The 25,106-nt window shown below is 44.3% G+C and carries 21 protein-coding genes; 17 read left to right on the top strand and 4 right to left on the bottom strand.

The window, feature by feature from the left end:
• Positions 1-215: 215 nt before the first annotated feature.
• The 3 genes from add to PHW04_07230 all read left to right on the top strand — a co-directional run bounded on the left by add (position 216) and on the right by PHW04_07230 (position 4,069).
• Entirely contained in the window at positions 216-1,283 is a 1,068-nt protein-coding gene (gene add / locus PHW04_07240; GenBank protein MDD2715671.1) for an adenosine deaminase, read from the top strand.
• Positions 1,283-2,674, top strand: a complete 1,392-nt coding sequence (locus PHW04_07235; GenBank protein MDD2715670.1) for a M20/M25/M40 family metallo-hydrolase — start codon at positions 1,283-1,285, stop codon at positions 2,672-2,674. The genes add and PHW04_07235 overlap by 1 nt, the downstream gene beginning before the upstream one ends.
• 72 nt (positions 2,675-2,746) lie before the next feature.
• Complete coding sequence (locus PHW04_07230) at positions 2,747-4,069, top strand: hypothetical protein (GenBank protein ID MDD2715669.1); 1,323 nt, start codon at positions 2,747-2,749, stop codon at positions 4,067-4,069.
• A 33-nt stretch (positions 4,070-4,102) separates the two neighbouring features.
• On the opposite strand, the gene PHW04_07225 is transcribed toward PHW04_07230, so the two are convergent.
• Positions 4,103-4,861: a MerR family transcriptional regulator gene (locus PHW04_07225; GenBank protein ID MDD2715668.1), complete on the bottom strand. Its 759-nt coding sequence runs from the start codon at positions 4,859-4,861 to the stop codon at positions 4,103-4,105.
• A 254-nt stretch (positions 4,862-5,115) separates the two neighbouring features.
• On the opposite strand from PHW04_07225, the gene radC reads away from it, so the two are divergent.
• The 13 genes from radC (at position 5,116) to PHW04_07160 (ending at position 20,648) form a co-directional block, all read left to right on the top strand.
• Positions 5,116-5,769, top strand: a complete 654-nt coding sequence (gene radC, locus PHW04_07220; GenBank protein MDD2715667.1) for a DNA repair protein RadC — start codon at positions 5,116-5,118, stop codon at positions 5,767-5,769.
• A 364-nt stretch (positions 5,770-6,133) separates the two neighbouring features.
• On the top strand, positions 6,134-8,125 hold the full coding sequence (locus PHW04_07215) for a class I SAM-dependent DNA methyltransferase (GenBank protein ID MDD2715666.1): 1,992 nt from the start codon (positions 6,134-6,136) through the stop codon (positions 8,123-8,125).
• Positions 8,122-9,378, top strand: coding sequence for a restriction endonuclease subunit S (locus tag PHW04_07210; protein MDD2715665.1), 1,257 nt, complete (start codon positions 8,122-8,124; stop codon positions 9,376-9,378). Before PHW04_07215 ends, PHW04_07210 begins: the two co-directional genes overlap by 4 nt.
• The gene (locus PHW04_07205; protein MDD2715664.1) at positions 9,375-10,652 is read left to right on the top strand and encodes an AAA family ATPase; all 1,278 of its coding nucleotides are present in this window, start codon (positions 9,375-9,377) and stop codon (positions 10,650-10,652) included. Before PHW04_07210 ends, PHW04_07205 begins: the two co-directional genes overlap by 4 nt.
• A complete protein-coding gene (locus PHW04_07200) occupies positions 10,618-11,316 on the top strand; it encodes a TIGR02646 family protein (GenBank protein ID MDD2715663.1) in 699 nt (232 codons plus the stop codon). The genes PHW04_07205 and PHW04_07200 overlap by 35 nt, the downstream gene beginning before the upstream one ends.
• 8 nt (positions 11,317-11,324) lie before the next feature.
• The gene (locus tag PHW04_07195) at positions 11,325-14,375 is read left to right on the top strand and encodes a type I restriction endonuclease (GenBank protein MDD2715662.1); all 3,051 of its coding nucleotides are present in this window, start codon (positions 11,325-11,327) and stop codon (positions 14,373-14,375) included.
• Positions 14,368-14,565, top strand: coding sequence for a hypothetical protein (locus tag PHW04_07190; protein ID MDD2715661.1), 198 nt, complete (start codon positions 14,368-14,370; stop codon positions 14,563-14,565). Before PHW04_07195 ends, PHW04_07190 begins: the two co-directional genes overlap by 8 nt.
• Positions 14,566-14,568: 3 nt before the next feature.
• The gene (locus PHW04_07185) at positions 14,569-15,366 is read left to right on the top strand and encodes a hypothetical protein (GenBank protein MDD2715660.1); all 798 of its coding nucleotides are present in this window, start codon (positions 14,569-14,571) and stop codon (positions 15,364-15,366) included.
• 264 nt (positions 15,367-15,630) lie between these two features.
• The gene (locus PHW04_07180) at positions 15,631-16,248 is read left to right on the top strand and encodes a DarT ssDNA thymidine ADP-ribosyltransferase family protein (GenBank protein ID MDD2715659.1); all 618 of its coding nucleotides are present in this window, start codon (positions 15,631-15,633) and stop codon (positions 16,246-16,248) included.
• Complete coding sequence (locus PHW04_07175) at positions 16,245-17,297, top strand: macro domain-containing protein (protein MDD2715658.1); 1,053 nt, start codon at positions 16,245-16,247, stop codon at positions 17,295-17,297. The genes PHW04_07180 and PHW04_07175 overlap by 4 nt, the downstream gene beginning before the upstream one ends.
• A 308-nt stretch (positions 17,298-17,605) precedes the next feature.
• Positions 17,606-17,971: a putative DNA binding domain-containing protein gene (locus PHW04_07170; GenBank protein MDD2715657.1), complete on the top strand. Its 366-nt coding sequence runs from the start codon at positions 17,606-17,608 to the stop codon at positions 17,969-17,971.
• Between the two features lie 52 nt (positions 17,972-18,023).
• Positions 18,024-19,073 (top strand): PDDEXK nuclease domain-containing protein, encoded by a 1,050-nt coding sequence (locus PHW04_07165; GenBank protein MDD2715656.1) that lies wholly within the window; start codon positions 18,024-18,026, stop codon positions 19,071-19,073.
• A 90-nt stretch (positions 19,074-19,163) separates the two neighbouring features.
• Complete coding sequence (locus tag PHW04_07160; GenBank protein ID MDD2715655.1) at positions 19,164-20,648, top strand: putative DNA binding domain-containing protein; 1,485 nt, start codon at positions 19,164-19,166, stop codon at positions 20,646-20,648.
• Between the two features lie 203 nt (positions 20,649-20,851).
• Here PHW04_07160 and murD read toward each other — a convergent pair whose 3' ends face one another.
• From murD to murF, 3 genes are read right to left on the bottom strand one after another with little or no spacing between them, the layout of a single operon-like run.
• Complete coding sequence (murD, locus tag PHW04_07155) at positions 20,852-22,195, bottom strand: UDP-N-acetylmuramoyl-L-alanine--D-glutamate ligase (GenBank protein ID MDD2715654.1); 1,344 nt, start codon at positions 22,193-22,195, stop codon at positions 20,852-20,854.
• Positions 22,192-23,262, bottom strand: a complete 1,071-nt coding sequence (mraY, locus tag PHW04_07150; GenBank protein MDD2715653.1) for a phospho-N-acetylmuramoyl-pentapeptide-transferase — start codon at positions 23,260-23,262, stop codon at positions 22,192-22,194. Before mraY ends, murD begins: the two co-directional genes overlap by 4 nt.
• The gene (gene murF, locus PHW04_07145) at positions 23,247-24,572 is read right to left on the bottom strand and encodes a UDP-N-acetylmuramoyl-tripeptide--D-alanyl-D-alanine ligase (protein ID MDD2715652.1); all 1,326 of its coding nucleotides are present in this window, start codon (positions 24,570-24,572) and stop codon (positions 23,247-23,249) included. The genes mraY and murF overlap by 16 nt, the downstream gene beginning before the upstream one ends.
• 148 nt (positions 24,573-24,720) lie before the next feature.
• Between murF and PHW04_07140 the strand changes: the two genes are divergently transcribed.
• Positions 24,721-25,106, top strand: a 386-nt coding sequence (locus tag PHW04_07140) for a branched-chain amino acid dehydrogenase (protein MDD2715651.1), incomplete at its 3' end; no start/stop codon positions are given.

The following is a 25,106-nucleotide window of genomic DNA, read 5'->3' as shown; positions in this document are numbered from 1 at the left end:
AAGCCCTGTTTTCGGCATAAAATCCTTTTTTACGAATAAATATTACCAGATTCAGCTATTTTTTTCCAACCAGGATCACTTTTTTATGAATATTCACCGTATCCGGATATTTTATCTCATCCTGACCTGAAATATCCAGATTGCATTTTAAGCTGCCCGGGATTAACATTAAAAGAGACTCATAACACTTCAAGATTCAAGGAGTAATTTCATTTATGGCTGAACAGATACAGAAAGTATCGCTGGAACTTCTTCAAAAACTTCCCAAGGTAGATCTCCACTGCCATCTGGACGGGTCGCTCAGACTTTCCACGATTCTGGAACTGGCCAAGGAAAATAATGTCAAACTGCCGACTTTCGATGAAGAAGGCATCCGCAAGATTGTCGTCAAGGAAGCTGACTGCACTTCACTGGTGGATTATCTCAAAGCCTTTGACATCACGCTGATGGTGATGCAGGAAAAGGATGCTCTGATCCGCACCGCATATGAGCTGGCCGAGGACGCAGCGAAAGAGAACATCCGCTACCTGGAAGTGCGCTATGCGCCGATCCTGCATCTGGAGCGGAACCTCAAGCTGACCGAGGTCGTGGAGTCAGTGATTGACGGCCTGCAGATGGCTGAAAAAAAATTCCAGATCAAGACCGGAGTGATTATCTGCGGCATCCGCCATATCAGTCCGGATTATTCGCTGAGACTTGCGGAACTCGCGCTGGCCTATAAAAACAAAGGCGTCGTAGGATTCGACCTGGCCGGCGCAGAGGCCGACTATCCTGCCAAACATCACAGGGAAGCCTTTGACCTGGTGCTCAAGAACAATGTCAACTGCACTGTGCACGCAGGAGAGGCCTATGGACCCGAGAGTATCAGCCAGGCCATCCATTACTGCGGCGCTCACAGGATCGGGCATGGGACCAGGCTCAAGGAAAACGGGGACCTGCTGAATTATGTGAACGACCACCGCATGCCGCTGGAAATCTGCCTGACTTCAAACATCCAGACCTCATCAGTCAAGAATTTCGCCGAGCATCCGCTCAGGTTTTACTATGACTACGGCCTGAGGGTCACAGTCAACACAGACAACCGGCTTGTTTCCAATACTACAGTGAGCCGTGAACTCTGGCTCGCTCACCAGCATTTCAAGTTCAACCTGTATGAGTTGATCCGTCTGATCAAAGCAGGCATCAAGAGCGCTTTCCTGCCATACAAGGATAAGCAGAAACTTTTCCGCTCGATGACGGATGAGATCAACAGGATACTCGGGGAAAATGTTACCGAAATCTAATGGAAAACAATGAAATCACTCTGCTGAAAAAGATCCTGACGATCAGGTCCCTGTCCGGCAATGAAGAGGAACTCTCAGCCTATCTATTCGACCAACTGAAAGCAGCTGGAATCGAATCCAGGCTGCAGCCTGTGTCAGGCAAATCCTCCAATCTGCTCGCCAGAGTTTCGCTTGGCCGGAAATACAGGCTCGTAATATCGGCACATCTGGACACTGAAACAGTTCAGGACCCGGCAAAATGGCAGTTCCCACCTTACGAAGCTCAGGAGATAAAGGGCCGCATCTATGGACGGGGCGCCAATGACACCAAAGGCTGCCTGGCAGCCTTTTTTTCAGGGCTGATCGAATCCAGGGAACTGGTGAAAACAGGGGAAGTGCTGCTTGCCTTGACGTGCAGGGAGGAAACCGATTCTGCCGGAGTCTATGCCCTGCAATCAGACGAATGGTTTCAGGGAATAGTGAATGGAGTGCTGGTTGGAGAGCCCTGTTTTGATGAGAAATACAAAGCGATTTTCAAGTCCTATCCCTCGATCTGGCTCGGCGGTACCGGCAGGCAGGAGATCCGGATCAGCGGAGATTTTCTGGAAATGCTGCAGGCTGCCTGTCTGATCGAGGGCGAGATGTCTGAAAAATACGATCCGATTCTGGGTTCCGGTTATTACAGGGTGCGCAGATGCCTGGGATCGAGAAACCAGACCAGCGGGAAATACTACTCCCTGAGAGGCGAACCGAGACACGGTTCAGGAGAGAAACTGTCCAGAAATCTGGCGGTCGACATGTTAAGGCTCGCATTCAAATACGAGGATATTTCCAGTTTCTGCGTTGAACCAAACCAGGCTGCGGATGGGAATTATTACTTATCTATACCTGAAACCGCCAGGTTCTGCCTGACTTCGGACGAACATCAGGCAGAGATCGGGATACTGTCCGAGAAACTCGGGTACACTCTCTCCGAGGGCAGCCCCTTTCCGCCTCCCGTAGAAAACTTTTTCATTGTAGACCGCAACAGCATCGCATCGGAAACCCAGTCGGATGTCGAGCAGGACCTGACCAAGAAAATCAAGCGGTTTGCAGCTCTACGCGTGGATTACCTGAAGCGGAATCCCCAGTTCCTGCGCGGCTGGCAGCAGCCTGTGAACAGCGAGTTTTCCCAGCTCGTGAACAGTTCGATCAGGGAAATCAACGGCCGCGTTCCAGTGGCGATCTACCGCATGGGTCCGTCGGACGCCAACGCCTTTTCCGCTGATTTCAAATGGGAGGCCGTGGTTTTTGGAACCTATGGGGCCAACATCCATTCGGATGACGAGTGGGTCTCTGCCGAGAGTGTGACTGAGGTCAAGGAAACCGTGAAGCGGATCATTCAAAAGCTCGAAGCTGGAGCTCAGCGCTGATTCCAGACATGACCCCGCCATACCTGCGGAAGCAGGTATCCATCCTTGAGGCATCTAAAGGAGTCCATTGACATGGATCTCAGGCAAACGCTTCTGCAAACCTTACTTGAAAATATCATTCAAATCGTTTTTATCGTAGCCCTGCCGTTTCTATGCAAAAAAACCTATAATCTTCACAAAAAAAAGGGTAAGAGCAAACCTGAAAAGAGACTGTTCCTGATTCTTCTCATCACAGATTGTTCGCTGCTCATGCTGATTTTTTATGCAATGGCTGGTTTGATCCTGGAAAAGATCAGTCCTGCTCCTGTAAAAATCGAATATACTGCAGAGATGCTTGTCTTTGAAGGTATAAGCGTAATCGATGATGAATATTATGGGATATTCACGGTCAATCAACCAGCCGGAGAAGTACATCTGCTTCTGAAAAAAGGGGAGACTTTCAGGGGTTTCACACTTAAAGACGTAGACTGGGTTAAGGCATGTATTGCAATGAAAAACGGCAAAGAAGCGGTGCTCGAACAAAAGATGCTGTCCCGGCTGTTTGAAAAGGATAAGATACTGGAATCATATAGAGGCAAGATCAATCTGATCTATGACGGCAACCTGTTCGATTTTTTCTCTTCCCAATTTCAACTGGGTGTACCTGTGTATCTGTCTCCTTGCCTTGAAAAACTGCACAAAAAGGTGATGTGCTATTCAATCTCCAGGCTGGATGCCATTTATACCATGCTCGAAGGCCTTGGCCTGGAATTCAGAATAAAGAATGATCAAGTCCTGATTTACAGGGAGAACAGCAACCTGATCTGGAAAAACAGTAAGTATATACCTGACCCGGAACTTGTATTGGATCATGAAATGGAGGTTATTTACCTCCCTGATGGTAGTTTGAAAAGTATTAAAACAGAAATGAGAAAAGTAAATAGAATTCCGGTGGAAATTTCCTATCAAGGTCTGACTGAGATTGACGGCAAACCGCGAATCATGCTGATGGTTGCGTTTAACACTGATACCGCCTTTATTCTGGCAGCTCCGGGGGACACAATCGAAACGTTCAAAGTAATCAGTTTTTCTGATCAGGAAATAGCACTGAAAAACCTAGAAACAAACGAAGAATTCTCCTCGCCCCTTCATTCCGGTAGAAGCCACGAAGATCAGGCTCCTGTCAATCTTCTTTCAGGGTTGACTGTGGGCTGTTCTCCAGACACCACCCAAACTTTTTTGACATACCTGGGAAACACGTATGTTGATGTCTTTGCGCCATATGATGTGCTTAACACACCGGTTCAACTGGAAAAAGGAATCTACAAATTTGACAGGCTGATAGAGGAATTCTGCAGAAAGAACGGCCTGAAGATGAGAAACGAGCAGGACTGCGTTCTGATCTGGAAACAGTAAATCGTTCCGCACAATTTGTAGCTCTGTTTCTTCTTACTTCTTCAGATCATGTCCACAGTAATATTCAATCGCTTCTTTCATGAAATCCGCCAGGTTTTTACCGTACTTTTCATAGAAAGCCCTGAATTCCGGATTGTCTGTGTACAGCTGCCCGAGCCCGCGATAGACTTCAGCCGGCGCAGGATAGAAGTTCTCGATCCAGGCGTGATGGCGGGCTATCAGCTTCTGGACTTCAGGGTCTGACGACTTGCGCCCCAGCAGCTTTCCCAGCAGTCTGGCGATCTCGCCTCCTTCAGTTTTGACTGCATTCCACTGCTCTTTAGACATTTTCCCGATCCTGCGCTTTGATTCCTGCACCAGCACAGGATCGTACTTTTCACGCACTTCCTTTTTGTAGCGCTCAATCTGTTCTTTTGAAAACCCTTCGTATAATTCTTCATCTTTAAGCATTTTCCGTTCTCCTTTCAGGTCTTTGATGGTACTGTCGACTGTAGCGAGGAGCTTTTTCAGCCTGGCGATCTTTTTCCCCAGAAGTTCCCTGTGATTTTCCAGGGCTCCGACTGGTTCGAATTCAGGATGATCAAGTATTTTCCGGATTTCCTTCAATTCGAATCCCAGTTCCCTGTAAAACAGGATCTGCTGCAGCCGCAAGAGCTTAGCCATTCCATACAGCCTGTAACCGGCCTCGGTTCGCGTATCCGGTTTTAACAGTCCGATCTGGTCATAGTGATGAAGCGTGCGCACACTCACATCAGCCATCTCAGCCAGCCTGTTCACTGTATACCCTTCCATATCTCCTCCCTTGAGATTGTAACAGTCAGGTTATTTCTTCCCGTCATTCCTGCGTAAGCAGGAATCCATCCGTTCCTGTGATTTAATTTGCCAAACTCAATTTACCAATTTAACTGTTACGACTCTTACATCCTGATTAAATCATAAGCTATGACGTTACGTCAGGGTCAAGAAATATTTTCGGATTTTTTCAGAACTATTTATTTGCAGTCATTTGAGGTAAAATATCAGCATAACAAACGACATGGTGGGTGATGAAAAAAGGCAGCGATAAATCCACTTTTCCCCGTGAAAAACTGGCACTTAAAGGCGCTGAGTACTTGTCTGATAAGGAATTACTCGCCATACTTCTGGGCAGCGGCACTGAAAAGCACGATGTTTTCAAGCTGGCTGATGAGATACTCAAGAAATTCGACTCAACAAAGGGCAAATTACGCTTGAAAGATCTTACAGAAATTGAAGGGATCGGCCAGGCCAAGGCTTCAATCATCATAGCTGCTTTGGAATTCTCCCGCCGCAGGATCAAGCCTGAAGGTCTGCAAATCAAATTCCCGACAGATGTTATGCCACTGATTGCGAATTTCGCTGACCGCAAGCAGGAGCATTTTCTCTGCATTTCAGTCAATGGTGCCAATGAAGTGATTGCTGTCAGGGTTGTAACCATCGGAATTGTGAATAAAACCCTGGTTCATCCCCGCGAAGTATTTGCTGATCCGATTGTTGATAGAGCCAGCTCTATCATAGTTGCACACAATCATCCTGCAGGCGGCTTGACGCCAAGCAGGGAAGATATCGATCTGACGCGCAAACTGAAAGATGCCGGTGAAATCCTTGGCATCAAGCTGCTGGATCACATCATTTTCAATCAGAAAGGGCATTACAGCTTTCTGGCTGACGGTAAGTTATGAGAATTGAGCTGGTCACACTGCTGTTCGATCAGGCGAGATGAGAATCAATGGATAGGGTGTTAATGGAGTTTTAATAATTTCAAAGGTATAATGGTAAAAAAGCTGGACCCTGAACTATGTTCAAATCAGAAAAAAAATGTCGGATTTTTCGTGTCTTTAATTAACACATGCTACAACCCTAATCCGAGTAAATGAATTCAAGGTGAGCAATGTCTGATAAGTTGAGTAAACTCCGAAGATTCTTTACCAAACATACCCATCAACCCTCAAATTTTAGTATGGACGAGCTATCCGGAAAGCTTCATGAAAGCTGAAGATTGGAAATTTTAGCTGGAGATGAAGCTGAGTAAAAACGGGAGATTTTATGTCTAATCACCAGGAACACGCGAATCTGATATGGCAGATAGCTGATTTATTGCGAGGTCCGTATCGACCGCCTCAATATGAAAGAGTTATGCTTCCATTGACTGTTCTACGCCGTTTTGACTGTGTATTAGCAGATTCTAAAGACAAAGTTTTAGCTGAATACAATCGCCGACAAGGGGGCAAATTAAACGAAGATGCCCTTGATGTTATATTGAATAAAGCGGCTGGGCAGCGATTTCATAACCGTTCTTCACTCACATTTTCAAAACTTAAAGGCGACCCGGATCATATTGACAAGCATTTGGTCAGTTACATCAAAGGCTTTTCAGCCAATGTGCGTAAGATATTTGAATTTTTCGAGTTTGAAGCAGAAATCGAAAGAATGCATGAGTCCAATATACTCTTCCTCGTGATTTCCAAATTCTGTGATGTAGATCTTCACCCAGACAAGGTCTTGAATGAGGACATGGGCTCGATTTTTGAAAACCTGATCCGCCGGTTCAATGAACTTGCCAATGAAACTGCAGGAGACCATTTTACTCCACGCGAAGTTATCCGGTTAATGGTGAACATCCTGTTTTATGAAGATGACGATCTGCTTTCAACCCCTGGAACAGTGCGCAAGCTGCTGGACCCGGCATGCGGTACAGGTGGTATGCTGGCAGAGGCTCAAAATTATATGCGCGAACACCAATCTGAAGCTCTCCTTTATGTTTATGGCCAGGATTACAACAAGAGAGCCTTTGCTACAGCAGCCTCCGACATGCTCTTGAAGCAGGTTGACCACAATGGCAGCGGCGAAAACATTCGTTTTGGAGATTCTTTAACTGAAGATAAGTTTTACGATGAAAAATTTGATTATTTCCTGACAAACCCGCCTTTCGGGGTTGACTGGAAAAAACAGCAAAAAGAGATAATGAATGAGCACGACAAACTTGGATATGGCGGCAGATTTGGCGCTGGTCTGCCGAGAGTGAATGATGGATCTTTGCTGTTCCTGCAACATATGATCAACAAGTTTGAACCAGTACTTCCCAAACAGCATAAACATGGTTCGCGTCTGGGCATAGTGTTCAGCGGCTCGCCGCTGTTTACCGGTGGAGCCGGTTCAGGAGAGAGTGACATCAGAAAATGGATAATCGAGAATGATTGGCTTGATTCTATAATAGCCTTGCCAGAGCAAATGTTTTATAACACTGGAATCGGCACTTATATCTGGATTGTCACAAATCGAAAGGAAAAGCGCCGTAAAGGGAAGATTCAGCTTATTGATGCTCGTGAGATTTTCTTACCGATGCGGAGAAGTCTGGGTGACAAGAGGAGAAAAATCGGGGAAGGCGTTGATGACGAACCTAATCAGATAGACGAAATTGTAAATTGCTACAGCAAATTCGTCGAATCTGAAAAATCGAAGATTTTTGATAATGCGGATTTCGGATATACACGTGTGACTATAGAGCGTCCATTACGGCTGAGATATCAAATGACACTTGAAGATAAAGCCCGTTTTCTGGATGCCTGTCCGCATCTGCTAGACGACATTCAGGCTATAGACAAGACTTTCGGACGCAAGCCTCAACTCGAATGGAACGAGATGAATGAAAAGATACTCGATTTGCTGCATGAGCGCCGCTCAAAATGGAAATCTGCAGAACTCAAACTCTTCCGCATTGTATTTACGCAGAAAGACCCAGAAGCGCAGAAAGTGCGGATGTTAAAAGGAAATTGTGAGTACGAGCCAGACCCGGATCTCAGGGATTTTGAAAACATCAAGCTCAAGGAAGATATCGACGAATACTTCAAAAGAGAAGTACTTCCTCATGTTCCGGATGCATGGATGGATCGTGAAAAAGACAAAATCGGGTATGAAATCAACTTCAACAGGTATTTTTATACATTTACTCCTCCAAGAGAGTTGAAAGATATCAATGGTGATCTAAAAAAAGCTGAAGAGGAAATCATGCGATTGCTTAAAGAGGTTGCTGTTTGAGGGACTTTTTTTATCTACCTCTTAAATATGTTTTATCTGTTACTAGTGGAGCAACACCAGCTAGCGCCAATGAGAGCTACTGGAATGGTGACATTCCTTGGGTAACACCTGAAGACATTAGCAATGTTAAAACAGGGTATCTACTTACCAACACTTCGAGAAAAATTTCTCTTGCTGGTTATAATAATTGTGGAGTAAATGTTTTACCTAAAAGTTCACTTGTTCTTACCAAGCGTGCACCTATTGGACAACTTGCGATTCTTGATATTGATGCTTGTTCAAATCAAGGATGTTTTATTTTAACTCCAAATAAGTCTATTGATCCTCGTTTTTATTACTACTTTCTTCTCGCAAACAAGGAAAAGCTTCAGTCATTAGGACGAGGATCAACTTTTTTAGAATTAAGTACTGATGAAATAAAAGCATTACAAGTTCCTAAACCAGAGTATTCTATACAAAATTCCATTGCGGATTACCTTGATAAAGAAACGTCTAAAATCGATGAATTAATAACTGCAAAAGAAAAACTGTTAGCCATACTTGAAGAAAAACGTCGTGCGCTTATTACTCAAACGGTTTTGAGGGGTATTAGCCGAGAAGTAAAGTTTAAAGATTCAGGAGTGAAATGGATAGGGAAAATTCCTGAGCACTGGAAAATTACTAAACTTAAAAGAATCCTTGATCGCATCGATTATGGTATTTCCGATCTTATTGGAGATGTTGGCAAAGTAGCTGTTTTAAGAATGGGTGATATTCAGAATATGGAGCTGGATTTTAAAAATGTTGGCTTCATTGACAGTGTTGATTCTTCATTATTACTAAATCCAGGGGACTTGGTTTTTAATCGTACGAATAGTCTAGATCAAATTGGAAAGGTTGCTATCTTTAGAGGTTTCGGTGATTTCCCTGTTTCATTATCCTCTTATCTTGTAAGACTTAGATGCAAAAAAGGTGTAAATCCTGAATTTGTTAATTATTTTCTTAATTCTACATACTCATTATCTTGGTCCCGATCTGAGGCTTTACCATCAATTGGCCAAGCAAATTTAAATCCAAATAAATATTCATCTCTACCTATAACCGTTCCTCCAATATCAGAACAATCAGTGATTGTTGATTACATTAAAAAAGAATTACTAAAACTTGATAGTATCTATAGATTAACGAAACAAACCACGATGCTTTTGAATGAAAGAAGGCTTTCCTTAATCAATGCCGTCGTTAAGGGTAGTAAGGAGGTAAGTAGCTTATGATGATCAAGCATTTGGAGATTACAAATTTTAGGACCTTTAAACATGCAGAATTTAACTTTGAACCCGGTATGAATTTAATCGTCGGAATTAACGGAGTGGGGAAAACGACGGTATTAGACGCTCTCCGATTTTGCATGCTAAAAATGTATCCCAAACTTACTGCTGCAAAAGAACAATTATCAATGCTCAGAACGAGTGATTATACTAATAACACTTCTATGTCCATGATCAAATGTGTTTTTAACTTTAAAAATGAAGATGTAAAATTTGTAAGATATAGAAATAGAATTGATTTGGAAAAATCAAGAAATAAAAAGGTGCACGGCGGGAGAGAATTCGATCGCACTGAAGAAACATCTTTACCTAAAACGTACACATATGAGAGCTTGAAAAATTCAACACGACAACCTATTGGGCTATTTTTTTCTATCAAACGGTCTTTACCAATGCATGGACTTTTTCTAACCACGAGACAAACTACAAAAGGTCCTGGAAGAGCATTTGATCAAGCATTTAATGATCGTTTTTTGCAACTCGGGGATTTTGCTCAGTGGATGATAACACAAGAAAAGTTAGGGAAAGAAGATCCTACTGCTAAAAGGCACGTTAAATCCTTATGCATTGCTGCTGAAAGATTCATGCCTGGTTTTTCTAATTTACATGCTGTATCACAACCTAAACCAAGCTTGTTTATTAATAAACTGGGTACTACGCTTAATGTACTTCAACTTTCTGATGGAGAGCGGGGTATGCTAGCATTGGTTCTTGAAATTGCTAAAAGATTATCTCAGGCTAATCCGACAATGAGGGACCCTTTAAAAAATGGAAAAGGTATTGTATTAATTGATGAAATAGACTTACACTTACATCCCAAATGGCAACGAACAGTAGTTCACCAGCTGACTGAAACTTTTCCAAAAATTCAATTTATTGCTACTACGCACTCCCCACAAGTTATTTCTGAAGTAAAACCTGAGCAAGTTATTCTTATGCCGCCATCTTCAAAATTACCTGGAAGATCGTATGGTTTAGATTCTAATTCGATTTTGCGCAAAATCTTTGATACTGAGGAAAGACCATTTCTTGCTTCTGAAGCCATTCACATGGTGGATAAATTAATTAATAAAGTAGAATTTAGTAAAGCTAGGAAAAAAATTAAAATCTATCAACAAATGGGATTAGATTTACCCGAATGGGCGATTTTCGAGACGCGAATGACTCGTATGGAGAAATACGCAGATGAAATACATCCAAAAAAAAGGCCCACCAGGTAATTACATCGCTTGGGTCAAGAGTGTCCGTAACACATTAAATGAAAATTATGGTTGTCTCCGAAATCCAGAAAAAAATGATCTCCATAAAAAATTGTTGGAAGAACAGGGCTGGTTGTGTGCATATACAATGAAAAAAATAGATTTAAGCAATTCTCATATAGAACATATCAAGCCTGAGTGTATTTGCCGCAAAGAAGCGAAGGGCTCAGATTTAAATTATCGAAATATGGTTGCATGTTTTCCCGATAAAGGGATGAAGTCTAAATATCGATATGGTGCACAAGCAAAGGGTAAATGGTGGAAAAATGGAGGAGCAGATTTTGTATCGCCGTTAGATAATAACTGTGAAAAATATTTTAGGTTTGATATTGAAGGTCACGTTATTCCAATAGGGAGAAAAGCTGTTGTCACAATAGGTGTACTTCTGCTGAATCACGAGAGCTTAGCAGAAGATAGAATGGGGGTTATTAATGATTGGATAAATGGTAATACTAAACTAACGAAATCTAAAACTAAACATTATATTAAAACAATCTGTGATCGTAATCCTGATGGAAGTTATACGGAGTTCTGCATAGCAATTAAATGGGCTTTAATTGAATATGCTAAACAGCTGGAAAAACTTGCAAAGAAGAGCAAATACTGTAAAAAAGGTATTCATTGAATCAAACGTTGAAAGAAGCCTCATTCGAATTTGTCATTGAACTTTGTTTGCTGTCAAACAAGTTTGATAAGATTTTACCCGACACATTCAACAAAGAAGTAGCGCTTTTTCCTGATGTAATCATCGATTTTATTCGCAAAACACAACCTAAAGAGTGGACTAAGTTAGAAGCACTCCATGGAGACCAAACAAGCGAACAGATCATTGGAGATTTGTGCAAATGGATGGATACTTACGGCTCGCTTTCCACTTTAAGACATGGGTTCAAATGTTACGGTAAGACCCTTCGTGTAGCTTTTTTTAAGGCTGCACATGAAATGAATCCTGAGCTTGAAAAAGGCTATGATGCCAATATTCTCGGTATCACTCGGCAATTGCATTATTCAACTCGATCTGAAAACTCAATTGATGTCGTGATTAGCCTGAATGGTATTCCAATCATCACAGTTGAATTGAAAAATCCTCTCACAGGACAGACTGTGGACAATGCCATTCAGCAATATAGAAAAGACCGTGATCCGCGTGATGCAATTTTCGATTTTAAACGCCGCACTCTTGTCCACTTTGCTGTGGATACGGAAGAAGTTTACATGACTACAAGATTAACAGGACTTTCTACCCGCTTCCTACCTTTCAATAAAGGCTGTGACGGCGGAGCGGGAAACCCTTGTGACCCTGAAGGCCGTAATTACCGGACAGCTTACTTGTGGGAAGAAATTTTGCAACGGGACAGTCTGCTCGACATGCTGGCTAAGTTTCTCCATCTTCAAGTTGAAGAAATCCGCACCGACGAAGGGCAAAAGATAAAAAAAGAATCGATGATTTTTCCCCGTTATCACCAGCTTCAAGCAGTAAGAACCATTGTTGACACAGCACGCAGCGAAGGCGTTGGAAATAATTATCTGATTGAGCACTCCGCAGGCAGCGGAAAAAGCAATACCATTGCCTGGCTTTCCCACAGACTCGCTTCACTGCATGATGCGGGAGATAAACGCGTTTTTGATTCCGTGATCGTTGTCACGGACAGGATAGTGCTTGATCAGCAATTGCAGGATGCAATTTACCAGTTCGAACACAAGCGAGGTGTAGTGCAGAGGATTGAAGAAAGCTCTCAACAGCTTGCGGAAGCTCTTGAATCTGCAGTACCCATCATCATTACCACTTTACAAAAATTTCCTTTCGTTTCCAAGCAGTTGCTCAAATTGGCTGAAAAGCGTGGAACTTCCAGTTCCGGGACTTTACCGACAAGACGATGCGCAGTGATCGTCGATGAAGCTCACAGTTCGCAGGGAGGCGAAACTGCTACTGATCTGAAAGAAGTGCTTGGTGGTGAGGACCTGTTAAAAAAGGCTAAATTGCAGGCAATTGAAGAAGGAAATTCGAATATGGAGGAACTTTACCGGAGCATGGCAAAGAGGGGAAGGCAGGCAAACTTGAGCTTTTTTGCCTTTACTGCGACACCAAAGCATAAGACGCTTGCGGTTTTCGGACGTGGCGGAGAACCCTTTCATCGCTACACCATGCGGCAGGCAATCGAAGAAAAGTTCATTCTTGATGTTCTTAAGTATTACACAACGTACAAAACATATTACAAACTACTAAAATCATGCCAGGGTGACCCGAATGTTGAGAGAAAAAAGGGTGCGAAAGCTTTAGCCAGATTCTTTAAATTGCACCCCCATAATATTTCCCAGAAAACCGAAGTGATGATTGAACACTTCCAAGCATCAACAAGGCATAAAATCGGTGGCCATGCCAAAGCAATGGTAGTGACAGGATCACGTCTTGAAGCAGTGCGCTACAAATTGAGCTTTGATAAATACATCAAGAAGAAAGGCTACTCTATAAAGACATTGGTAGCGTTTTCAGGCACAGTCATTGACGATAAAATTTCCAAAGTGACTTATACTGAAGTCGGTATGAATAACGGACTCGGTGAAAAAGAACTGCCTGATAAATTCGCATCTTCAGAGTATCAGGTGCTCCTAGTAGCCGAAAAATACCAAACAGGGTTTGACCAGCCGCTGCTGCATACGATGTACGTTGACAAAAGGCTTGCCGGTATTCAAGCTGTGCAAACTCTTTCCCGTCTGAACAGAATCCATCCTCTAAAAGAAGACGTTTTTGTGCTTGATTTTATGAATGACAGGGATGAAATCCGTGAAGCTTTCAAGGCTTATTATGAAGGCTCTGAGATGGGAGAACAAGTTGATCCAGCGCAAATGTATAAAATCAAAACCGAGCTTGAGTCATCCGGTATTTTTTTGAATGAAGAAGTGCTGAGATTTTGCGAGATTTACTTCAAGCCTAAGCAGAAACAGAGTCCCGCTGATCACAAGTTGTTAAATGCCGCGCTTGATCCTGCAGTCTCAAGATTTTCCTGCTTACAGAAGAAGAATGAAGATGAAGCGGAACTTTGGCGAGGCAATTTGCTGGCATTTCGAAACCTGTATAGTTTTTTAAGTCAAGTAATACCCTATCAGGATTCTGATCTTGAAAAGCTTTATGTTTTCCTCCGCCACCTCGCTACGAAACTCCCAAAACGTAGGAGAGGACCGAATTATAATTTCGATGATGATGTGAAACTAGAATATTACCGTTTACAGAAGATCAGCGAAGGTTCAATCAGCTTGAAGGAAGGTTCCGGCAAACCTCTTTACGGCCCCACCGAAGTAGGCAGCGGCTCAGTCCATGAAGAAACAGTAGCTTTAGCAGTACTTGTTGATATTATTAATGAAAGATTTGGCACTGATTTCAACCAGGCAGATCAGTTGTTTTTTGATCAAATCATTGAAACCGCAGTATCAGACGAGAAACTAAAGCAAGCAGCAGCAGTTAATCCAAGCGATAAGTTTGAGCTGGTTTTCAAGACGCTGCTTGAAGCCCTGTTTGTTGAGCGCATGGACCAAAACGAAGAGATCTTTGCACGGTTCATGAATGATATGACTTTTCAGAAAACAATAACCAGTCTGCTCGCAAATGAAGCTTATAAAAAGATCAGAAAAGATTCTGCTTCGTTGAAAAATATGGATCTTGAAAAGCGAGGAAGTAATGGGTAAAGCAAAGTATTGGTATGGATTCCAGGCGATCAATCCACTAGGGAATATTGTGGTTCGCGGGCCTTTTGACACAAGTGATGAAGCTCAATCTGATCGTAGTGATTCAAAATACTTGGACTGTCGTGTATCGATTGTACTTGTAGCGGAAACAGAAAAAGAAGCATTGGATAAAATTGAAAAGTTTATTTAACCCATGAAAACCAAGGAAAACCTGAAAGAAATTATAGAAAAAAGCGGGAACTCTTTTCATTTTCAGGTAATGAAATTTCTTAGAGAAAAAGAATGGAAAGTCTTAGTCAGCCCCTACTATCTCGATTGCTATTCAGAAAAACCACGGGAAGTTGATATAATCGCTGAAAAATCATTTAAAATGCTCAATAGGTATAAAGAAGTAAAGGGAATTGTCAATTTAAGGTTGATTATTGAATGTAAGTATATCGATAAAAACCTCGTGTTCTGGACTGATGTAAAAGACCATGTTAATGCCATTAAGCTAGTTGAGCATGTAGCAGGAATAAAAGCCCCAGATAGAAATACCTACTATTCAAAACATCATTATCTTTCAGATTGCTCTGTAGGGAAACTGTTTTCAGGGGAAAAGCCAGATGGATCTGAAAGAGAACCTTTTTTCACTGCAATCACTCAATGCATTAATTCTTTGATTTTTTTCAGGAGCATCCAAAGACAAGGAAAAGCTATTTTTGAAAAAGAAAAAGAGCATTATCCAATTTTGCATACTCTCCAGTATCCTTTGATTGTCTGTAAAAACTTTAACTCGATGTTTCAATTTGCTCCAAGTGAAGATAATGAACCTGAAAAAATCGAACGATTCTTTCAATTCGAAGTGAATTATGCTTTTAAAGATAACGAATGTTTTTCGAAAGAGTATTTTATCATTGATGTTGTTGATTTTACTCACTTTGAAGAGTTCCTTGATGATATTGAGGAGAAAGACATTGAAAATGCTTTAAGAACGAAATACATGGGATAGTTTGGATGTAAAGTGTTGATAAAAGGAGGGGAGTAATGTCAGGGAATAATGATCTGAAGAGTTTCCTTTGAAATCAGATCAAACTGAAAAAGAAAAGGTCGTGAGTATAGGAACCCGAAAGTTCTCACGGCACGGGGCCGAGTTTAGCTCACGACAATTTAATTATACCATAAATCCTGAGAGGATGATTCGAAAGACCAGTGGCCCAGTGTATTGGAAGGAAAAGAGTTAGTTTTTATTAAGTAGGATAATAAGAGGCATGATATGACAGAAAAAACGAAAATCAGAAATCAGAAGCTGCTCTATCATCTCACGGCATTGAAAAATCTGCCTGCAATTGCTGAACATGGCTTGTTGCCTCGATCTGAAGTTATCAGGCTTGGTTTGAAGTATTGTGATATTGCAGATCAGGAGATAATTCAGAAAAGGACAGCTTACAAACTTGATGATTTCCTGCCCTTTCATTTTTTCGCAAAAAATCCTTTTCAGGGTGCTGTCATCAAAGCTCATCCTGATACGGAATTCATTCTGATCACTATCCGCAGAGGACATGCAAAAAAGAATGGTTTCAAAATCCTTGTCAAACACCCGCTATCAGGGCAATTTTTTGATGAACCTGAAATACTGGATTATGCTGAAGGTATGGAGCAGATTGATTGGGACGCCATGGAAACACGGGATTATCGCGCTGAACATTGCAAACAAGTCTGCATGGCTGAATGCTTATCGCCAGGCGTAATAACAATCCGCGATTTTTTTTGCATCTATGTCAGAACACCTGAAACCATGAAGAAAATTGTCAAGTATTTAAACTCCAAGAATCTGTACTCACCGAAAATCGATGTGTTATCGGAGATGTTTGTGAGGACGGGTGAACAATGATTATTTATAAACAAGGCGATATTCTCCTGGAAAAGGCTGAAGCTCTTGTCAATACTGTCAATTGCGAAGGCTATATGGGCAAGGGAATTGCCTATAAATTCAAGTGTAAATTCCCTGAAAACAATGCTGATTATCAGAAGGCCTGCAAAAGCAAAGCTCTTGCCATCGGTAAATTGCATTATTTCAAAGAAAACGGGCAATGGATCATCAATTTTCCCACTAAAGATAAATGGAGAGAAGATTCCAGGCTCGAATATATTGAAAAAGGTATGGCTGAACTCATCAAGCTGATCCGGGAACTGGGAATCAAGTCCATCGCCATTCCGCCGCTCGGTTGCGGCAATGGCGGCTTAAATTGGAATGATGTTTTGAAGATAGTCTCAAAACATATCAAACCGCTTTTGGAAGAAGTGGATTTTGTTGTTTATGAACCTTTTTTGACGGAAAGCTTTATGAATGGAAAAGATACTGTTTCTGAAGCACCGAAGCTGACAATTTCCCATTATTTCCTGATCCTGATCAAGTCAAGACTCAAGAAGTTCAATAAAACCAGGCTTCAGAAAGCCGCTTTTTTCATGAATTACTTTTCTAAGCAGGACTTTTTCAAATTTGACGGTTATTTGTACGGTCCTTATGCCCATTCCATTGAGATTCTTGCCAAGCAGATCAAGGAATACCAGGAATATTACAAAATCAAGTCATCTGAAGCGGCCAAGAATCTTAAAGCCACTCTGATCAGCAACCAGACGCATGGAAAAATGGAATTCTTTGAACCTTTTATCGTAAAGGCCGCAGATTTAGTGGACTCGTTAACTGCTGAGCACGATCTGGAACTCTATTCCAGCATTTGCTATCTGGTCAACAAATCCAAGTCGGCATCAGCCAAAGAGATTTTTGATTCCCTGCAGAAATGGTCCCCGGAAAAAGCCGGAAAATTTTCCAGGCAGGATGTGGAAGCGGCAATCAATGTATTAGCAGACAAAGGCATCTTGACAGCAGAACTCATGACTGTGTCTGTGCCGGAGCAGTTTATGCTGAAGGCAATGTAATGAGCAGAACAGAATCGCGGATTTTCTTCTGCAGGTATGTTCTAAGGGGTACATGTTGATAATTGCAGCTCAGATAAGTGAGTTGGGAGAAATGTGAATGCGTATGTAACAGGGTGTAGCGGAATGATGTTATTTGGTTGCATTGCAATGGCATGTGTATGTAGCGGGATGTAATGATCAGAGAGCGGATGAGCATTGATTGAGAGGATATAGCAATTAGAGACACGGGATGGGAGAAGAAACAGGAATCCAAGATCAGAAGATTAAACCCACAGGGTAAGGGAAAATCCGGCGAAGGAACAATTACAATGAAGTCAAAAATCGTCAACATCATTAAGCAGGGAGAGGGCTTGCAGGTTGAGTTCAAGGAATGCAAAAACTCCCTCAGCAGGGATGTTTATGAGACTGTCTGCGCATTTGCCAATCGGAATGGCGGGCATTTGCTGCTTGGCGTGAAAGATAACGGCACTGTTATCGGCGTTTCGAGCGAACACAGCAGGAAAATCGCTGCTGATCTTGTCACTGCCCTGAACAATCCTCAGAAATTCAATCCTCCGTTGCATCTCACCCCCGAGATCGTTGAAATTGATGGGAAGATTGCACTGGGGAACAGTACCGGGGCTATACATTTGACAAAGTTACAGTCACAAAGTCAAGAACCTTGCCACGAGTAAGCCTGGATTTAATATTCTTGCAGAGATATGTGTGAGAAAATAGGGAGTCAAGATGAAAAACAAAAGCATCAAAGCAATAATGCCCCAAGCTCTGGTGAATGACATCAGGAGCCTGATCGAAAACGCCCGCGGAACTGTCGCCAGTGCCGTCAATTTCACCCTGACCATGCTATACTGGAAGATCGGAAAAAGGATCCGGGATGAAATTCTATGCAGTAAGCGGGCTGCTTACGGCGAACAGATCATAATGACACTGAGCGCGAAGCTGCAAATTGATTATGGAGACGGTTTCTCCAAACCCAATCTGTCCCGAATGCTGCGGTTTTCAGAACAGTTCGCTGATCTTCAAATTGTTTCGACACTGTCGAAACAATTGAGTTGGAGCCATTTCGTGCTCTTGATTCCGATGGAAGATGATCTGAAACGAGAGTTCTACGCAGAGATGTGCCGCGTCGAGTGTTGGAGCGTGCGGACTCTGCGGCAGAAAATTGACTCAATGCTTTTTGAACGCACGGCAATCTCTAAAAAACCTGAAGAATTGATTAAAAAGGAACTGGCAGACTTGCGGGAAACAGGCAAAGTTTCGCCTGATCTTGTTTTCAGGGACCCTTATGTACTTGATTTCCTGAACCTGAAGGACACGTTCAGCGAGAGTGATCTGGAATCCGCCATTCTGCATGAACTTGAGCATTTTCTTCTGGAACTCGGGTCAGGATTCGCGTTTGTGTCCAGACAGATGCGGATGACAATCGACGGCGAAGATCACAGCCTGGATCTGCTCTTCTTCCACAGGCAGCTTAAACGACTGGTTGCAATTGAACTGAAACTGGGTAAGTTCAAGGCTGCCTATAAGGGGCAGATGGAGCTCTATCTCCGCTGGCTAGAAAAACATTCAATGACTGAGGGCGAGGATACCCCGCTGGGCCTGATTCTCTGTTCTGAAGGTTCCAGGGAAACGGTTGAACTTCTTCAACTCAACAGGGCAGGCATCAGGGTCGCTGAGTACCTGACAGAGCTTCCACCAAAGAAAGAGCTGGAAAAGAAGTTGCATGCGGTCATTGCAGCTGCAAGAGCACAATTAGAGAACAGACAACCGGAGTGATATGTTTATTCGAATCGTGTTCCGTTGATTTTCCACAAGGCTTGTGGAGAATCTCAAAACAGGGAGAAATTCGTCGAAGGAACAAATTTAATGAAGTCTAAAATCGCTTCAATTATCAAGCAGGGCGAAGGCTTGCAGGTTGAGTTCAAGGAATGCAGGAACTCACTCAGCAGAGATGTTTATGAAACTGTCTGCGCATTTTCCAATCGGAATGGCGGGCATTTGCTGCTTGGCGTGAAAGATAACGGAACTGTCGTTGGTGTTTCGAGCGAACTCTGCAGGAAAATCGCGGCAGATCTTGTCACTGCCCTGAACAATCCACAGAAATTCAATCCTCCGCTGCATCTCACCCCCGAGATCGTTGAAATTGAAGGTAAGATTGTGATTGTCGTTCATGTGCCGGAAAGTCCGCAGGTGCATAGCCTCGGAGGTCGTATTTACGACCGCAACGGGGACTCGGACTTTGACATTACCAGATACACGGAACGGGTTGCTACTCTTTACCTGAGAAAGCAGAAAATCCACACTGAAAACACGGTTTATCCTTTCGCGGAACTGACAGATCTCCGCCCGGAAATCATCCACCGCGTCCGGATGATGGCTGCAAACAGACAGGAAACCCCTCATGCATGGTCGCAGATGGGAGACGAAGAACTTTTGCGCAGTGCAGGATTGTACAGGAAGGACATCCAGACAGGACAGGAAGGACTCACTCTTGCCGCAGTTCTTCTGTTCGGCAAAGACCAGACCATTATCGCTGCGTGCCCTCATCACAGAACCGATGCGCTTCTTCGCAGAATCAACCTTGACCGCTATGACGACCGCGATGACATCCGCACTAATCTCATAGACAGCTATGAACGGCTGATGGCCTTTACAGCCAAACATTTGAATGATCCTTTTTTCCTGGAAGGCCAGATCCGGATCAGCCTGAGAGATAAAATTTTCCGCGAAGCTGTGGTGAACAGCCTGATCCACCGCGAATACGCCAATGCCTTTGTCGCCAAGATGATTATCGAAAAAAGCCGGGTTGTTTTCGAAAATGCCAGTATTGCGCATGATTCAGGCCCGATCAATCCCGACAGCTTTGTGCCGCATCCGAAAAATCCGGTTATCGCTAAGGTATTCCGGGAAATCGGGCTTGCCGACGAACTTGGTTCGGGCGTGCGCAACCTTTATCATTATTCCAGGATCTATGCCCACAAAGACCCTGTATTGACCGAAGGCGATGTGTTCATGACCTGCATTGCACTGCCAGCGCAATCACAAAATCAAAATCTTTCCCTGGCTACCGGGGAAGCTACCGGACAAGTCACCGGACAAGTCGCCGGACAAGTCGAACCCTGGATTGTCAAAGTCCTGACTGCCTGTCAGGGAAAAGCCTTGAAAAGCAGTGAGATCCAGAAAGTGACCGGCATCAAGCACCGTGAAACTTTCCAGCGGAATTACCTGGATCTGCTGCTGAAAGAAGGCTGGCTGGAACGCACTATCCCGGACAAACCGCAAAGCAGGTTGCAGAAGTATCGGTTAACTGCTAAAGCCGAAGCATTCCTGACTGAAATCCGGATGAGGTGAAAAAAATTAAGAGTATTTAAGAATAAATTGCATGAAGTCAGCTTGGTTAAAGGAGCATGATAACCAATTTGTCACAAGGCTTGTGATGTTTTGAAATCAGAGCGGATGGATGAGAGACTCTAACAAAAGTAATTGTAAGAGTCTCTTCACTGCTTGCGCAGGAATGACGGGAGTGGGAGCATTGCTGTTAAGTTTGAAAAGAATCACAGTTTGGATACGAGCTGCTTGAAATACTCTCCGCGGGCTTCAAAGTTCTGGAACTGATCGAAGCTTGAGCAGCCTGGCGAGAGCAGGATGAAGTCCCCCCGCTCAGCAAGTTCCATGGCCAGCACCAGGGCTTCGTCCATGGTTTTGAGCAGGTGCGAATCACAGATTTTATTGAAAAAATCATGAAAACGGACGCCTGCTTCGCCGAACAGGATCGCGCTCTTCAGTTTCGAGGCGGAAATCTCCGACAGAGGTTCAAGAGGAGTCAGTTTGTCCCTGCCTCCTGCGAGCAGGATCACGTTCCTGCCGCCTGGAAAACTCTCCAGAGCTTTGACCATTGAATCAATGGTGGTGGATTTCGAGTCATTCACAAGTGTGATTCCCCTGATGACCTTGACTGTTTCCAGCCTGTGTTCGAGCGGCTGGAAGGATTTCACCGCTTCATGGCAGATTTCAGCCGTGATTCCCAGGTCCAGGGCAACCCCCAGGGCTGCCATCACATTCAGCAGATTATGCCTGCCGAGCAGCTGAATCCCGCGTGAGCTGAAAAGTTTTTTCCCTCCGGCTGTGAAATTGTGATTCTGCCAGGAGATTCTCCCACTGTTAAAGCCGAACGAGATTCTGCGGCCGCGATGCTGCAACAGATACTGGGCCAGGATTTCACTGTCGTCGGGGTGTACCAGCAGATCCGTCTGATCCTGATTCGTGAAGCTTTTCGCCTTGGCAGCCAGATATTTATCAAGAGTCCCGTGATGTTCCAGGTGATTCGGACTGAGATTCAGAAACACAGCCGCTGCCGGCTTGAAAAATTCCGTATATTCCAGCTCATACGAAGAAGTCTCAATCACAAAGTAATCACGATCAGATTCCTGCTGGAATACTTCGCAGATCGGAATCCCGATGTTTCCGCCTACTGAAACCTGCAGCCCGGCGTGGCGGAGAATGTGGTGGATCAGGGCGGTTGTGGTTGACTTCCCGTTGCTGCCTGTGACTGAGATGAATTTCTTCTCAGGGAAAAAGCGGTAGACGAACTCGATATCGCTGAGTATGGGGATTTTCCGCGCAGCCAGTTCAGCCATTACAACAGAATGTGGCGGGAATCCCGGCGAGATCAGCACGAGACCCGTATCCTGCCAGACTTTTTCAGTGTGACCGCCGAATTCGGCTGCAATTCCCAGGGGGCTGATCTTCGGATAAAACTGATTCTGCAGAGCAGGCTTCAGCTCTGAAATGAAGATGTTTTTGTATCCCCTGGAATGCAGAAACTGGGCTGCTCCATAATTGGACAGGCCGAGCCCCAGCAGCGTGATCTTGGTGTTTTTGTCAGGTATCTTGATCATTTCAGGATATTCAGTCCGATCAGGCTGAATCCGAACAAAATCAGGATAAAGGTGACCAGCCAGAATCTTAAGACTATTTTCGGTTCAGCCCAGCCCAGCAGTTCAAAGTGATGATGCAGAGGAGCCATCTTGAAAACCCTTTTTCCGCGCAGTTTGAATGATCCGACCTGGATGATCACAGAGAGGGCTTCGATCACGAAGATGCCTCCGATGATGATGAGCAGCAGTTCACCCTTGACCAGAACGGCCAGTCCGCCGATGATGCTCCCGAGCGCCAGGGACCCGGTGTCCCCCATGAAAATCTGGGCTGGATAGGAATTGTACCAGAGGAAACCCAGACTGGCACCCAGGATGGCTGCCGCCACTACAAGCAGTTCTCCAGCGTTCAGAATATGCGGGATTTTGAGATAGGCAGAGTAGATGGCGTTTCCGCTCAGGTAGGCCAGCACTCCATAACTGAGCACTGTGATCCCTGAACATCCCATGGCCAGTCCGTCCAGCCCGTCTGTCAGATTCACGGCATTGGACGCTGCAGTGATCACGATCACCACAAAGACAAAATAGAACCAGCCCAGGTCAATTTCGTGGATGAAACCAGGGATGTACAGAGTCGGTTTTATCAGATTGCAGTGGATGATGTAATTCACGAACAGAAGCGAGATTGCAATCTGGCAGAGAAATTTAGCACGGGCTGTGATCCCCTTCGAGGAATACTTGTAATACTTTTCCAGGTCGTCGACCAGGCCGAGCAGGGCCATTGGTATATACAGAATGAACAGGGAGAGAGTGATGTTGTTGAGGTTGGCCCAGAAAAACGATGAAAGTATCACTGCGATGTTGACGCCGAGCCCGCCCATGCTGGGAGTACCTTTTTTATTGATGAGATGAGACTTCGGCCCATCGTCGCGGATCGGCTGGGAGAGCTGGCGGGCTTTCATCTTGTTGATCAGGGCAGGAGTCAGGACCAGGGTAATGATGAACGATGTCAGCAGGGCGAACACGCTTCTGATGATAATAAAGCTGAAAGTCGTGTCGCCAAAGTAATTTTTGATCAGGTAGTAAAACACAGTTCGATTAATCTTTCCAGTTTTAGTTTTCTTGATGCTTTCAGGAGTACGACATCGCCCGGCCTGAGAATCTCTCTTAAATTATCGGCAAGTTCAGTCAGATTGTTGAAATGAAGGGACTGAAACTTTTTCCCTCTGCCTGCTTCTCTGCAGATCAGCTGGGCATTTTCTCCCAGTGTGAACAGGAATTCAGGAGAATATTTTTTTCTGATCAGTTCACCAAGGCGGGAGTGGTATGCGGCTCCCCTTGATCCCAGTTCGAGCATGTCGCCCAGGATGAAGATCTTTCTCCCGTTCAGGAGTACAGCCCGTTTCAGGGCTGTTTCCATGCTGACCGGGTTGGCGTTGTAGCAATCATTGATTACTGTGACTCCTTTGAAATCCTTGATTTCAAAGCGTCCAGGGATAACCGGCGGGGAGAGGAGCAGTTCCTGGCAGACTTGTTCCGGTACATCCAGTTTTCTGGCAAGCAGTATGGCCGGCACATAGTTTGAGATTGTTTCACGGAGATTCTCAGGGAATTCGTAGGTTTCCTCGATGTCAGGAATCAACAGCTTCTTCCGGAGAGCATAGCGGTAGAAAATTACGCTGCCTGGATAATCAGCGGGGAAGTTTTTTCTCAACAGGGGGAATCTCGCATTGATCAGGGCCAGAGTGTTGAGATTCGCATTGGAGAGCAACTCCAGCTTGGCTTTTGCAATGCCTGAGAGATTCTGGAAAAATTCCAGATGCACTGGCCCGATGTTTCCGATGATCGCATAATCCGGCCTGACCTGCCGGACGATCTGGGCTATTTCACCGGCGTGATTCATGCCGATCTCAAGTACAGCCAGCTGGTGTTCATCCCTGATGCTGAAGACGCTCAAGGGTAGACCGACATTGTTGTTGAAATTCCCGGTTGATTTCAGAATCCGGTACTTTCTGGAAAGCAGTGCGGATAAAAATTCCTTGATCGTGGTCTTGCCGAAACTTCCAGTGACCATGATTACAGGCATTTTTTGCCTCTCCAGGATGAATGAGGCTATTTTTAAAAGAAAGGTCCTGGTGTCAGGTGTAGAGAGAACGCTGTTGCAGCAGGGCGGATAAGACTGCTTTGTTCCTGATACTACAAGTGCTTTGGCACCGGAGCGGCAGGCTGCTTCTGCAAATGAGAATCCGTCATGGTTTTCGCCGGTGAGACAGACGAAAATATCACCTTCACGCACGTTTCTGCTGTCTGTGGTGATGCCTGTGAAAGTGCCATGCCGGTTTCCTCTGATCAGCGAACACTCCGGAACAGCATTCAGAATTTCTTCGGTACTCAGTATCAAAAAAACCATCCTGAGAAATTTGGTTGATTTTATCGATTTTTGAGATTCGAGTCAAGGAGATTTTTCGGAGTGTTACGGATGCCCTCAGTTGCTATTTATGAGGCTGCTTCTATATAATGAATCCATCATCACTACATTAGGAGCCAGCATGAAAAGCATCATCGGCAGGGAGCAGTTCCTGAAACTCGTGCCTGACGGCGCTACCATCATGGTGGGCGGATTCCTGGCCGTGGGAACGCCCGAGAAACTGATTGACCTCGTTCTTACTACAGACAAGAAGAATTTCACCATCATCTGCAATGATACCGCTTTCCCTGATAGAGGTGTCGGCAAGTGGATCGTAGCCAAGAAAGTGAAGAAAGTGCTTACCTCGCATATCGGCACCAACCCGGAGACAGGCCGCCAGTTCAATGCCAAGGAAATTGTCGTGGAGCTCAATCCGCAGGGGACCCTGGCCGAGCGCATCAGAGCCTACGGAGCAGGCCTGGGCGGAGTGCTTACTCCAACCGGGCGCGGCACCGCGGTTGAAGAGGG

The organism is Candidatus Wallbacteria bacterium (assembly GCA_028687545.1).
Classification (GTDB): Bacteria; Muiribacteriota; JAQTZZ01; order JAQTZZ01; family JAQTZZ01; genus JAQTZZ01.
Note: the sequence above shows the minus strand (reverse complement) of the source record. Positions and strands in the feature narration are given on the sequence as shown.

Excerpts from the sequence above, each read along its gene's own strand:
- PHW04_07185 (MDD2715660.1), top strand. The coding sequence starts at position 14,569 with ATGAAAACCAAGGAAAACCTGAAAGAAATTATAGAAAAAAGCGGGAAC.
- PHW04_07215 (MDD2715666.1), top strand. The coding sequence starts at position 6,134 with ATGTCTAATCACCAGGAACACGCGAATCTGATATGGCAGATAGCTGAT.
- radC (MDD2715667.1), top strand. The coding sequence starts at position 5,116 with ATGAAAAAAGGCAGCGATAAATCCACTTTTCCCCGTGAAAAACTGGCA.
- murD (MDD2715654.1), bottom strand. The coding sequence starts at position 22,195 with ATGATCAAGATACCTGACAAAAACACCAAGATCACGCTGCTGGGGCTC.
- PHW04_07190 (MDD2715661.1), top strand. The coding sequence starts at position 14,368 with ATGGGTAAAGCAAAGTATTGGTATGGATTCCAGGCGATCAATCCACTA.
- PHW04_07225 (MDD2715668.1), bottom strand. The coding sequence starts at position 4,861 with ATGGAAGGGTATACAGTGAACAGGCTGGCTGAGATGGCTGATGTGAGT.
- PHW04_07230 (MDD2715669.1), top strand. The coding sequence starts at position 2,747 with ATGGATCTCAGGCAAACGCTTCTGCAAACCTTACTTGAAAATATCATT.
- PHW04_07205 (MDD2715664.1), top strand. The coding sequence starts at position 9,375 with ATGATGATCAAGCATTTGGAGATTACAAATTTTAGGACCTTTAAACAT.
- PHW04_07160 (MDD2715655.1), top strand. The coding sequence starts at position 19,164 with ATGAAGTCTAAAATCGCTTCAATTATCAAGCAGGGCGAAGGCTTGCAG.
- add (MDD2715671.1), top strand. The coding sequence starts at position 216 with ATGGCTGAACAGATACAGAAAGTATCGCTGGAACTTCTTCAAAAACTT.
- PHW04_07200 (MDD2715663.1), top strand. The coding sequence starts at position 10,618 with ATGAAATACATCCAAAAAAAAGGCCCACCAGGTAATTACATCGCTTGG.
- PHW04_07165 (MDD2715656.1), top strand. The coding sequence starts at position 18,024 with ATGAAAAACAAAAGCATCAAAGCAATAATGCCCCAAGCTCTGGTGAAT.
- PHW04_07175 (MDD2715658.1), top strand. The coding sequence starts at position 16,245 with ATGATTATTTATAAACAAGGCGATATTCTCCTGGAAAAGGCTGAAGCT.
- PHW04_07235 (MDD2715670.1), top strand. The coding sequence starts at position 1,283 with ATGGAAAACAATGAAATCACTCTGCTGAAAAAGATCCTGACGATCAGG.
- PHW04_07170 (MDD2715657.1), top strand. The coding sequence starts at position 17,606 with ATGAAGTCAAAAATCGTCAACATCATTAAGCAGGGAGAGGGCTTGCAG.
- PHW04_07180 (MDD2715659.1), top strand. The coding sequence starts at position 15,631 with ATGACAGAAAAAACGAAAATCAGAAATCAGAAGCTGCTCTATCATCTC.